The organism is Acinetobacter baylyi DSM 14961 = CIP 107474 (assembly GCF_000368685.1).
GTDB classification, from domain to species: Bacteria; Pseudomonadota; Gammaproteobacteria; order Pseudomonadales; family Moraxellaceae; genus Acinetobacter; species Acinetobacter baylyi.
The window spans coordinates 1,281,520-1,293,522 of sequence record NZ_KB849628.1; the positions used below are offsets into that span (position 1 = coordinate 1,281,520).

Below are 12,003 nucleotides of genomic sequence, written 5' to 3' on the forward strand. Positions count from 1 at the left end.
AGGAGAGCCCAATGAATACTCTTCCACAAGCAAATCACCAGAAGCACTCTCAACATGGTAGTTCGATGATTTTACAAATGATTATTGGCTGGACCATCGTGTATGCAGGTGCAATCATTATAACAGCCAAAGCGTTTCATAGCCTGATTTAAGTAGATGCCTAGAATAAGATTCGCTTGAGTAACAGGATTATTCTAGAATAATCCTTTTCGCTTAAACGAGAGTTGAATCATCTGTGGAATCATTAGATCAAGATCAAGGCAAAGAACGAGTTATTTTGGTCAGTGTGAGTGTCAATATACTGGATGACCTCGATGCAGAAGAATTTGCATTACTTGCATCTTCCGCAGGTGCAGAACGTTTAGAGCACATCTATGCACAACGTGTAAAACCTGATGCCAAATTGTTTATTGGTTCTGGTAAAGCCGAAGAAATTGCAGAGCGTGTAGAAGCACTGGATGCTAGTCTGGTTATTTTTGATCACGCACTTTCCCCCGCTCAAGAACGAAATCTTGAGAAAATTATGAAATGTCGTGTGATTGACCGAACGGGTCTGATTCTAGACATCTTTGCACAACGTGCTCGTACACATGAAGGTAAACTGCAAGTCGAACTGGCTCAGCTGAAGCACTTATCCACACGACTAGTACGTGGCTGGTCTGGAGGTTTTGAGCAACAAAAAGGCGGAATTGGCTTACGTGGCCCAGGTGAAACCCAGCTTGAAACAGATCGCCGCTTGATTCGTATCCGAATGATCCAGCTCAAAGATAAACTGGATAAAGTTCAACAAACACGTTTGCAAGGTCGTGCGGCGCGTCAAAAAGCTGCCATCCCAACCGTATCACTGGTCGGTTATACCAACGCAGGTAAATCTACCCTGTTTAATCATCTGGCCAATAGCGATGTTTATGCTGCCGATCAACTTTTTGCTACTCTCGATCCTACGCTTCGTCGCTTAGATTGGGATGGAATCGGTACCGTCGTATTAGCTGATACTGTAGGTTTTGTACGTAATTTGCAGCATGATCTAATCGAGTCATTCAAAGCAACTTTAGAAGAAACTCTTGAAGCGACTTTGCTTTTGCATATTATCGACAGCAGTAGTCCCGACATGCTCGAACAGATTGAAGCTGTTGAAGGCGTACTCAAAGAAATAGGAGCAGACGCACCTGTATTACGGGTATACAACAAAATTGATGTCAGCGGTGATGAAGCAAAAATTATCTATGCACGTCCGCACGAACCAGAACGTGTTTATGTGTCGGCACACTCGGGTGCAGGAATTGATCTGCTGAAAAAGGCTGTACAAGAATGTCTAATGGGACAGCGTCAGGCCTTTGATCTGATCTTAAAACCTATACATGGCAAACTGCGTACGCAACTTTATAATCTTAATGTGATTGATTCCGAGCATTTTGACGACCAAGGTCAGCTCCATCTACATGTGGTCATGGCCCCACAAAAGCTGGAACAATTGATTCGACAAGCGCATTTATCACTGGATGAGATTCTGGGAGAACAAGCACAAGGTTTCAAACGACCACTAGAAGAGTTTGAAATCAAAAGCTAGATCGGTTAAAACTTGATAAATCAAATTTTAATAAGATTTCATTAATGGATTTGTTTAGACAGATTGACTGGTTTGCCTGGCTTGGCACAATTGCCCTGATTATTTTCTTCCGTGAAGGTTCTGTCTGGATCATGGGACATTTTGGGCATCCAGAACTCGGCAATCTGGTGGGTCTGATTAGTTTATTGATTGTACTTCTAATCTGGCGCAAGTTTAAAAAAGTGCCGCCTCGTCTGGTCGATACCAACAACAAAATCATGAAGGAAAGTGGCTTTGCTTTTTTACCCATCTGTGCTGGTTCACTGATGATGCTCGTACATATGGGCAGTGAAATTCCACTTTTCGTTGCTGTACTGGTTGTGAGTACACTGATTCCACTTTGGGTATATGCCAAGATGGCAAAACACTGGTTATAAGGAGATTTAGACCATGCTGACCATCATTTATGGTTTCTTCATTACCTTAATTGCCTATTTGTGTGCAAAACCACTCAATAAGCGTATTCCACAAATTCCTGTTCTGGTATTTGGGATGTTTATTGTTGTTGCCATTCTTGCATTGGTGGGACTGCCTTACGAACATTACATGACTAGCGTCAATGGTTTATTTAGCCATTTGCTCGGCTATGTGACCGTTGCATTGGCTATTCCTCTGGCAGCGATGCGTTATGACGATCTTCCATTAAAGTCACTGGTCGGCATTTTATGTTTTGCAAGTTTTAGTGCGGTCGCACTACCTGTTGGACTGGCCTATTTGCTGCATATGTCTGAGCCTACTATTTTGGCCTTTATGACCCGTGCAGTCACCACACCGATTGCACTGAATATTGCCACACTTTTACATGCACCACTGACACTGGTTACCCTCATTGTAATTTTATCGGGTGTAATTGGCGCTGCCTTCTCGCCATGGATTTTGAAACATATTCATGACGAACGCGCCTCTGGGCTGGCACTGGGTCTTGCTGCGCACGCGATTGGTACCGCTCAAGCTTGGCAACGTGGCCCGATTGCAGGACGCTACGCAGCATTTGGTATGGCACTCAATGGTGTGTTCACTGCACTCTGGTTACCAACGCTGGTTTTATCATTGCAATAACCAAGCTCAACACTCAAAAGTATCATTGTTAAATTTGGCTTTTGAGTGTTGAATATTTAGAAAAATTCGTCTGCCAATGGATTTTGGACACTAAAAGCTTTCTGGTCTTCAAGACGATATGCAATTAAGTTGCGCCCCCATACACAACCCCCATCTACATTTTGAATGCGTTCATTAATCGTCATGCCTTGCAATGCCGCCCAATGTCCAAAAAAGATCTGATGAGTGTGTGCAGCAGGACTGTCAAAATCAAACCAAGGTAAAAAGCCTTTTGGCATTGGCTCATTAAGTTCATCTTTAAATGAAAACTCAAGCTGCCCATTGATATCGGTCAAACGCATTCTGGTCAAATAATTCGTAATCACACGTAATCGTGTCATTCCCGTCAAATCGTCAGACCAAATCGTGGGTTCTTCACCATACATCTGTAATAAAAACTCATCAAGCTGGCTTAAATCATCATGTCCGACATAGGCTTCCACTTCACGTGCCAGACGAAATGCCTGTTCAGCCGTCCAGATACATGGAATGCCAGCGTGGGTAATAATCGTTTGACGATCTGGCAGCAGACACAGCGGTTGCCGGCGCAACCAATCGATTAGCTCATCGCCATCAATCGCATCTATCACCTGTTGAGTATTGTCTCTGGCTTTTACTTTTTTGTGTCCACGAGCGCAGGCAATTAAGGTTAAATCATGATTACCCAAAACCGTTTCGGCACATCCACGCTCGGCCAGTTTCTTGACAAAGCGCAGTACACCGACTGAGTTTTCACCACGCGCTACCAAGTCGCCTGCAAACCAGAGTTTGTTTAAATCAGGATCAAACCGAATTTCTTTCAGCAATGCTTTGAGCGCTTCAAAACATCCCTGAACATCACCAATCACATAGTTGTAGCGTGTGGTCATACTTATGGCACCATTTGATCAGACAATGCCACAAATTGTGCCAGCGTTAAGGTTTCTGGGCGTGCCATCGGATCGATACCCGCTTTGTCAAAAGCATCGTCTGCAAGCATGCCCTTCAGGCTATTTCGCAAGGTTTTACGACGCTGCGTAAACACATGCCCGACCAGACGAGACAATGCTTTTTCATCTTTGGCCACAATCGGTTTTTCTTTATACGGCACTAAACGAAATACCGCACTTGTGACTTTTGGAGGTGGATTAAATGCGCCAGCAGGCACCTCAAATAAAAATGTGGGCTGACAGAAATACTGAATCATGACCGACAAACGACCATATTCTTTGGTATTAGGCTCGGCAGTGATACGATCAACCACTTCTTTTTGTAGCATAAAATGCATATCTTTGACTTTGTCGCCAAATTCCAACAGATGAAACAACAAAGGCGTTGAGATGTTATATGGTAAGTTACCTACCACGCGAAGTGGACTCTCTTGCGTCGCTAACTGGCTAAAATCATATTTAAGCGCATCGGCTTCAACAATGGTTAAACGCTCTGGATGCGGTACGCGATCAGGCAAACCTGCCGCCAAGTCGCGGTCAAGTTCGACCACAGTTAGGGCATCACACTCACCAATCAAAGGTGAAGTCAGTGCTGCCAGACCAGGTCCGATTTCGACAACATTATCACCTGGGCGCGGATTGACCGAGCGGACGATTTTCGCAATAACCCGTTGGTCGTGTAGAAAGTTCTGACCAAAACGTTTCCGAGCTTTATGCCCTTCTTCTTTGGGGTTTAGGGCATTAATTTGATACATAAAGACTTCCAACGTAATTCGATTATTGACGTGCCAGCGCCAAAGCCAGCTCAACCGCCACATGTAAACTTGTACTTTTTGCCAATCCAGTTCCAGCCAGAGACAGCGCGGTTCCATGATCAACCGATGTGCGAATAAACGGTAAACCGAGTGTAATGTTCACCGCCTCACCAAAGCCCTGTGATTTTAACACAGGCAGCCCCTGATCGTGATACATCGCTAGCACCGCATCTGCATCTTTTAAATGCTCGGGTGTAAATAAGGTATCGGCAGGCAGACTCAAACTTAAATCGATGCCTTGATCTCGATAGGCTTGTAAAACTGGATTGATAATTTCAATCTCTTCACGGCCCAAATAGCCATCTTCACCCGCATGAGGATTTAAACCACAGACTAAAATTCGTGGTGTGGCAATTTTAAATTTACTATGTAAATCGTGCAGTAAAATATCAATCACTTGAATCAAGCGCGCTTGGGTAATGGCATCGGGAACATCTCGTAAAGCCAGATGGGTGGTGGCCAGCGCAACACGTAAGCTGTGCGTTGCCAGCATCATAACCACGCGCGGAACGCCTGCCATCTCTTGATAAAACTCAGTATGCCCACTAAAGGCAATCCCAGCATCATTGATGACCGATTTTTGTACAGGAGCCGTCGCAACGCCGACACCCTTTTGCTCGATTGCATAGCGGGCCGAACGCGTCAACTGCTCAATCACATATGCCGCATTGGCAGGGTCAAGCTGTCCAGCTTGAACAGGTTTTAATAACGGAACATGTTCCACATAAAGCTGTCCAAACATTGCAGCGTCAGGCTGCCCCGTATATTGCAGTAACTCTACCTCATATCCGAGCTGTGTTGCACGAGATTGCAATAGCGATTTGTCTGCCAAGACCACAACAGGTCGTTCAAATGTATGATCACTCAAACTCAAGCAAATATCTGGGCCAATGCCTGCTGGCTCTCCTGAGGTTACATATAAGGGCATCATGGTGTTTATCCTCCACTATGCTTTGAGTATACCCGTGGATGCGTAAGACAACACTGCCATTTGACTGGATTTACACCAAATATCATCACATTGGAATGCAATAAAAAACAATCCAAGCTAAACATTACATCTACTTAGTTTTTCTAATACGGTGATTTGATCAATATTCTATGCAAACAGTCTGAAATTCTTCGTTTTGATGTGCTTTTTTGATTGTGATTTCACCCAAATTCCTTTAGAATTTGCACTCCTTTTGTTTGGACAGATTCCATAGTCCAAACCAACTATAATAGGTAGTGGTTTAATGAAAACTCTCAGCGCTAAGCCAGCTGAAGTTCAACATGACTGGTATGTTGTTGATGCTTCTGGCAAAACTTTAGGTCGCCTTGCGACTGAAATCGCTCGTCGTTTACGCGGTAAGCATAAAACTTCTTATACTCCTCACGTTGACACTGGCGATTACATCGTTGTGATTAATGCTGAACAAGTTCAAGTGACTGGTAAAAAATCACTTGATAAGAAATATTATCGCCATACTGGTTTCCCTGGTGGTATCCGTGAGACTAACTTCGAGAAGTTAATCGCTCACAAACCTGAAGCTGTTCTTGAAAAAGCAGTTAAAGGCATGTTACCTAAAGGTCCTCTTGGTTATGCAATGATCAAAAAAATGAAAGTGTACGCTGGTACTGAGCATCCGCATGCTGCTCAACAGCCACAAGTTTTGGACATCTAAGGGATACAGCACATGGCTACTAATTATGGTACAGGTCGCCGTAAGACCGCAACTGCACGTGTTTTCTTGTCAGCTGGTACAGGCAAACTCGTTATTAACAACCGTACTTTAGAGCAATATTTCGGTCGTGAAACTGCTCGTATGGTTGTTCGTCAACCTTTAGAACTTTTAGAAGTTACTGAAAAGTTTGACCTTTACATCACTGTTAAAGGTGGTGGTATCGGTGGTCAAGCTGGCGCGATCCGTCACGGTATTACACGTGCGCTTATCGCTGCTGACGAAACTTTAAAACCTGTTCTACGTCAAGCTGGTTTCGTTACTCGTGATGCTCGTGAAGTTGAACGTAAGAAACTTGGTTTACGTAAAGCCCGTAAGCGTCCTCAATTCTCTAAACGTTAATTCGTTTATCGAGTTGGACAAAAGACCTCGGATTTTCCGAGGTTTTTTTATATTTGACGTTTCAAAAATCGTATTTCAATTTTTCCATATTTTCTGCCATCTCAACTTCCGAAAATGGATCCTTGAATAAGCCTATATACAAAGCCAGCTCAACTTCTTGATCAAGTCATTATCTTTTTAGACGTAATTTTAGTATCCTACAACATTTAGTTTTTTAGTTTTAGAAATATGTCTGTCGAAAGTGCATCTGTTCAGGGAATCACGCTGTATAGTCATGCAGATGATTTTCGATCCCACTGGATTCGTTTTTTACTGGCTGAAAAACAGATCAAGTATCAACTCATTTTAGTTGATCATGAAGATGAAGACTTGGCAAGTTTGAATCCATATAATCAGCTTCCCATGCTGATTGAAAATAATCTCAAACTCTTCTCCACGTCGATTATTTCGGAATATATTGATGATCGCTATCGACAGAACAAACTGTATGCGGATGCACCTGGCGCACGTGCAGAGCAACGACAATACATCTGGCGCTTCGAGCAGGACTGGTTTAAATTGGCAGATACCATGCTCAAACACCCTGATACGTTTGAACCAGCACAACAAGCCAAAGCAAAAAAAGAGTTAAGTGATACTCTGATATCCTTGAATCCACTTTTTCAACATTTTCCGTATTTTGTTTCTGAAACATTTAGTATTTTAGATTGCATGTTGGCTCCCATGTTTATACGATTAAACAGTATGGGAATTGAATTATCAAAGTCAGCAAGCCGTCCTATTTTGCTGTATTGCAATCGTGTATTTAGTCGTCCTGCTTTTGTTAAATCCATGACTGCGCAGGAAAAAAACCGTTATAGTAACTTTGTTCAACGTTAATTGAGTTCGATATGTCTGAAATTGAAACCACGCTCACGCCTACCCGTCCTTATATGGCACGTGCAATCTATGAATGGATCTGTGACAATCAACTCACTCCTTATTTACTTGTAGACGCAACTCAGCCACATACGTCTGTACCTGAACAGTTTATAAAAGATGGACAAATCGTATTAAATATCGCACCTCATGCAGTTCATCAATTTCATATGTCTAACGATGCAGTCACTTTTTCTGCAAGATTTGGTGGTATTGCACGTGATATATATGTTCCGGTCTATTCAATTATTGGAATTTATGCCAAAGAAAATGGGCAAGGTTTATTTTTTGATCCTAATGAATACAGCGATATTCATCCTGAAATTGATAAAGCTGCAGTGCCCCAAGCTGAAGAAAAATCCGAAACAGAAACTAAGAAAAAACCTAATTTAAGACTTTTAGATTAGATCATCACGGAGATCAAGATGGCATTTGATTTAGTTCATTATTTTAGTGAACAAAGTATGCTCCAAAAGCCTGAATTATTAAGCACTTATCCATTAAATTTGCGCCAGGAGTATATTTTCGATCTGAACGCACTGATTTTAGGTAAGCTTATAAAGCTATGGAGAAAAGACAATAATCGTCTGTACAAAGAAATACATACGATTGATGCACTGTATATTCAAGAAGTCTCACGCCATCTAACCACTTCTCCACAAAATCAATCACCTCTTGATAAAAAGCAACTTGAACAAACGATTAGCGAGATACTTCTTTTACAGCTCACTGAATTAAAACAGTTAGACCAAACAGGCAATCTTGGCAAAATAGGTTTAAACGAATTATTCACAGGTCAAATAGAACACTTATCAGGACAAGCTGATGACTGGGTTTGGTCAACAAATCAGCTAACAGAGTTGCTTGGCTCCAAACCGAAGATTCAAGAAGATATATCATTAGATGAGACAATGAAGGAATTCAATCAAATGGTCCACACCGCACATCACGACACTGATAACCATACTATCGATTCTCACTCACTTGAGCCCCTTCAAGAAGTAGTACCCACATGGTCTAGAATTGTTGCGCCACTTTTAGCTTTGGCTGTTTTAGTTTTTTTATATATTCAATATGGTCATCTTGTAGGCTAAACCAACTCCATAAAAAAGGGCTTGAGCCCTTTTTTACTGTTTGATTTCTTTCTATTTAATTTATTTTCTACATAAAAAAAGCCCCCTGATTTTGATTCAGGGGGCTTTAGTATTTAAAAGCTGGCGATGACTTACTCTCACATGGCTAACGCCACACTACCATCAGCGCGAAGAGGTTTCACTTCTGAGTTCGGGAAGGGATCAGGTGGTTCACTCTTGCTATTGTCGCCAGCAAACTGTTTATGGACATTTTCGGGTCTTATTTTGACTGTGGATTGTATTTCACAGTGTGTGCCGTACTTTGTACCAAATGAGTTTAACGGATTGGAATATTGAGTCGGTATTTTATGTTCTAGCCTTAACTAAATCAAGTTTGAATTGATCATTTGTATGAATTTATCTTGATACAACAACTGTTTGGGTGTTGTATAGTCAAGCCTCACGAGCAATTAGTATTGGTCAGCTTCACATATCACTATGCTTCCACATCCAACCTATCAACGTCCTAGTCTTGAACGGCTCTTTAGAGGAATAAATTCCTAGGGAAATCTTATCTTGAGGTAGGCTTCCCGCTTAGATGCTTTCAGCGGTTATCCCTTCCGAACATAGCTACCCGGCGATGCGACTGGCGTCACAACCGGTACACCAGAGGTTCGTCCACTCTGGTCCTCTCGTACTAAGAGCAGATCCTCTCAAATTTCCAGCGCCCACGGTAGATAGGGACCGAACTGTCTCACGACGTTCTAAACCCAGCTCGCGTACCTCTTTAAATGGCGAACAGCCATACCCTTGGGACCTGCTTCAGCCCCAGGATGAGATGAGCCGACATCGAGGTGCCAAACACCGCCGTCGATATGAACTCTTGGGCGGTATCAGCCTGTTATCCCCAGAGTACCTTTTATCCGTTGAGCGATGGCCCTTCCATACAGAACCACCGGATCACTAAGACCTACTTTCGTACCTGCTCGACTTGTGGGTCTCGCAGTTAAGCGCGCTTTTGCCTTTATACTCTACGCGTGATTTCCGACCACGCTGAGCGCACCTTCGTACTCCTCCGTTACTCTTTAGGAGGAGACCGCCCCAGTCAAACTACCCACCAGACATGGTCCTCGCCCCGGATTACGGGGCAGAGTTAGAACCTCAACATTACCAGGGTGGTATTTCAAGGATGGCTCCAATGGAACTGGCGTCCCATCTTCATAGCCTCCCACCTATCCTACACAAGTAAGGTCAAAGTTCAATGTCAAGCTGCAGTAAAGGTTCACGGGGTCTTTCCGTCTAGCCGCGGGTACACCGCATCTTCACGGCGAATTCGATTTCACTGAGCCTCTGCTGGAGACAGCGCCGCCATCATTATGCCATTCGTGCAGGTCGGAACTTACCCGACAAGGAATTTCGCTACCTTAGGACCGTTATAGTTACGGCCGCCGTTTACTGGGGCTTCGATCAAGAGCTTCGCTTACGCTAACCCCATCAATTAACCTTCCAGCACCGGGCAGGCATCACACCCTATACGTCCACTTTCGTGTTTGCAGAGTGCTATGTTTTTAATAAACAGTTGCAGCGGCCTGGTTTCTGCGGCTGTCAATCGCTCAGGGAGCAAGTCCCATCACCATCAACAGCGTACCTTCTCCCGAAGTTACGGTACCATTTTGCCTAGTTCCTTCAGCAGAGTTCTCTCAAGCGCCTTGGTCTACTCGACCTGACCACCTGTGTCGGTTTCGGGTACGATTCCTGTGTAACTGTAGCTTAGAGACTTTTCTTGGAAGTATGGTATCAGCCACTTCGCTAGTAAACTAGCTTGCTATCGACTCTCAGCATAGAGCACCCCGGATTTGCCTAAGATGCATGCCTACTGTCTTCCACCTGGACAACCAACGCCAGGCTGACCTAACCTTCTCCGTCCTCTCATCGCATTACACAGAAGTATTGGAATATTAACCAATTTCCCATCGACTACGCCTTTCGGCCTCGCCTTAGGGGTCGACTCACCCAGCCCCGATTAACGTTGGACTGGAACCCTTGGTCTTTCGGCGAACGGGTTTTTCACCCGTTTTGTCGTTACTCACGTCAGCATTCGCACTTCTGATACCTCCAGCAGACTTCTCAATCCACCTTCATCGGCTTACAGAACGCTCCCCTACCACGTAACTTAAAGTTACATCCGCAGCTTCGGCACATAGTTTTAGCCCCGTTACATCTTCCGCGCAGGCCGACTCGACTAGTGAGCTATTACGCTTTCTTTAAAGGGTGGCTGCTTCTAAGCCAACCTCCTAGCTGTCTATGCCTTCCCACATCGTTTCCCACTTAACTATGATTTTGGGGCCTTAGCTGGCGGTCTGGATTGTTTTCCTCTTGACTACGGACGTTAGCACCCGCAGTCTGTCTCCCGGATAGTACTCATAGGTATTCGGAGTTTGCATCGGTTTGGTAAGTCGGGATGACCCCCTAGCCGAAACAGTGCTCTACCCCCTATGGTATTCGTCCGAGGCGCTACCTAAATAGCTTTCGGGGAGAACCAGCTATCACCAGGCTTGATTAGCCTTTCACCCCTATCCACAAGTCATCCCCTGGCTTTTCAACGACAGTGGGTTCGGTCCTCCAGTTAGTGTTACCCAACCTTCAACCTGCTCATGGATAGATCGCCTGGTTTCGGGTCTATACCCAGCAACTATACGCCCTATTAAGACTCGGTTTCCCTACGGCTCCCCTATGCGGTTAACCTTGCTACTGAATATAAGTCGCTGACCCATTATACAAAAGGTACGCAGTCACCGAACAAGTCGGCTCCCACTGCTTGTATGCATGCGGTTTCAGGATCTATTTCACTCCCCTCACAGGGGTTCTTTTCGCCTTTCCCTCACGGTACTGGTTCACTATCGGTCAGTCAGGAGTATTTAGCCTTGGAGGATGGTCCCCCCATATTCAGACAAGGTTTCACGTGCCTCGCCCTACTCGTCATCATTGTGTGTGCCCTTTCGTGTACGGGAATATCACCCTCTACGTTCGCACTTCCCAGAGCGTTCCACTAGAACACACACAACTTAATGGGCTGTTCCCCTTTCGCTCGCCGCTACTAAGGGAATCTCAATTGATTTCTTTTCCTAAGGGTACTGAGATGTTTCACTTCCCCTCGTTCGCCTTGCATGACTATGTATTCATCATGCAATACCTATCTTATGATAAGTGGGTTTCCCCATTCAGACATCTCCGGATCAAAGGATATTTGCCGCCTCCCCGGAGCTTTTCGCAGGCTATCACGTCTTTCATCGCCTCTGACTGCCAAGGCATCCACCACATGCACTTAATTACTTGACTATACAACCCCAAACAGTCGTTAACCCTTACAAGTCAGGTTAAGACAGAACTAAGTTACCTTAGCTCCACAGCTTGTTGTTTCGTGAACTTAATCACCGTACAGCTTCAATCTAAATTCATATACCAAAACGCTTGATTCAGTTAATTTGCTAGTTCTCA

At 44.2% G+C, this 12,003-nt stretch carries 12 protein-coding genes and 2 rRNA genes; 9 read left to right on the top strand and 5 right to left on the bottom strand.

Annotated features, from left to right (window positions below; all coding sequences use genetic code 11):
* Positions 1–11: 11 nt before the first annotated feature.
* The 4 genes from F952_RS16975 (at position 12) to F952_RS15340 (ending at position 2,668) form a co-directional block, all read left to right on the top strand.
* Positions 12–152, top strand: a complete 141-nt coding sequence (locus tag F952_RS16975) for a hypothetical protein (RefSeq protein ID WP_004929640.1) — start codon at positions 12–14, stop codon at positions 150–152.
* Positions 153–235: 83 nt separating this feature from the next.
* Positions 236–1,570, top strand: a complete 1,335-nt coding sequence (gene hflX / locus F952_RS15330; RefSeq protein WP_004929642.1) for a ribosome rescue GTPase HflX — start codon at positions 236–238, stop codon at positions 1,568–1,570.
* Positions 1,571–1,614: 44 nt separating this feature from the next.
* Positions 1,615–1,986, top strand: coding sequence for a hypothetical protein (locus F952_RS15335; RefSeq protein ID WP_004929643.1), 372 nt, complete (start codon positions 1,615–1,617; stop codon positions 1,984–1,986).
* Positions 1,987–1,999: 13 nt separating this feature from the next.
* Complete coding sequence (locus F952_RS15340) at positions 2,000–2,668, top strand: LrgB family protein (protein WP_004929645.1); 669 nt, start codon at positions 2,000–2,002, stop codon at positions 2,666–2,668.
* Positions 2,669–2,724: 56 nt separating this feature from the next.
* On the opposite strand, the gene F952_RS15345 is transcribed toward F952_RS15340, so the two are convergent.
* From F952_RS15345 to pdxA, 3 genes are read right to left on the bottom strand one after another with little or no spacing between them, the layout of a single operon-like run.
* Positions 2,725–3,576 (bottom strand): symmetrical bis(5'-nucleosyl)-tetraphosphatase, encoded by an 852-nt coding sequence (locus F952_RS15345; RefSeq protein WP_004929648.1) that lies wholly within the window; start codon positions 3,574–3,576, stop codon positions 2,725–2,727.
* Between the two features lie 2 nt (positions 3,577–3,578).
* Positions 3,579–4,391 carry a 16S rRNA (adenine(1518)-N(6)/adenine(1519)-N(6))-dimethyltransferase RsmA gene (gene rsmA / locus F952_RS15350; protein ID WP_004929649.1) on the bottom strand — a complete coding sequence of 271 codons (813 nt, stop codon included), beginning with the start codon at positions 4,389–4,391 and terminating at the stop codon, positions 3,579–3,581.
* A 22-nt stretch (positions 4,392–4,413) separates the two neighbouring features.
* The gene (pdxA, locus tag F952_RS15355; protein WP_004929651.1) at positions 4,414–5,382 is read right to left on the bottom strand and encodes a 4-hydroxythreonine-4-phosphate dehydrogenase PdxA; all 969 of its coding nucleotides are present in this window, start codon (positions 5,380–5,382) and stop codon (positions 4,414–4,416) included.
* Positions 5,383–5,686: 304 nt separating this feature from the next.
* Here pdxA and rplM point away from each other — a divergent pair, with 304 nt between their 5' ends.
* The 5 genes from rplM (at position 5,687) to F952_RS15380 (ending at position 8,526) form a co-directional block, all read left to right on the top strand.
* Entirely contained in the window at positions 5,687–6,115 is a 429-nt protein-coding gene (gene rplM / locus F952_RS15360) for a 50S ribosomal protein L13 (RefSeq protein ID WP_002117832.1), read from the top strand.
* Positions 6,116–6,127: 12 nt separating this feature from the next.
* Positions 6,128–6,514 carry a 30S ribosomal protein S9 gene (gene rpsI / locus F952_RS15365; protein WP_002048725.1) on the top strand — a complete coding sequence of 129 codons (387 nt, stop codon included), beginning with the start codon at positions 6,128–6,130 and terminating at the stop codon, positions 6,512–6,514.
* Between the two features lie 228 nt (positions 6,515–6,742).
* Positions 6,743–7,393, top strand: coding sequence for a glutathione S-transferase N-terminal domain-containing protein (locus F952_RS15370; RefSeq protein ID WP_004929652.1), 651 nt, complete (start codon positions 6,743–6,745; stop codon positions 7,391–7,393).
* A gap of 11 nt (positions 7,394–7,404) precedes the next feature.
* Complete coding sequence (locus F952_RS15375) at positions 7,405–7,839, top strand: ClpXP protease specificity-enhancing factor (RefSeq protein ID WP_004929653.1); 435 nt, start codon at positions 7,405–7,407, stop codon at positions 7,837–7,839.
* An 18-nt stretch (positions 7,840–7,857) separates the two neighbouring features.
* On the top strand, positions 7,858–8,526 hold the full coding sequence (locus F952_RS15380; RefSeq protein WP_004929654.1) for a hypothetical protein: 669 nt from the start codon (positions 7,858–7,860) through the stop codon (positions 8,524–8,526).
* A gap of 118 nt (positions 8,527–8,644) precedes the next feature.
* Here F952_RS15380 and rrf read toward each other — a convergent pair.
* Positions 8,645–8,759: ribosomal RNA gene (gene rrf / locus F952_RS15385) — 5S ribosomal RNA — on the bottom strand.
* Positions 8,760–8,954: 195 nt separating this feature from the next.
* Positions 8,955–11,844, bottom strand: a 23S ribosomal RNA gene (locus tag F952_RS15390).
* Between the last annotated feature and the right edge of the window lie 159 nt (positions 11,845–12,003).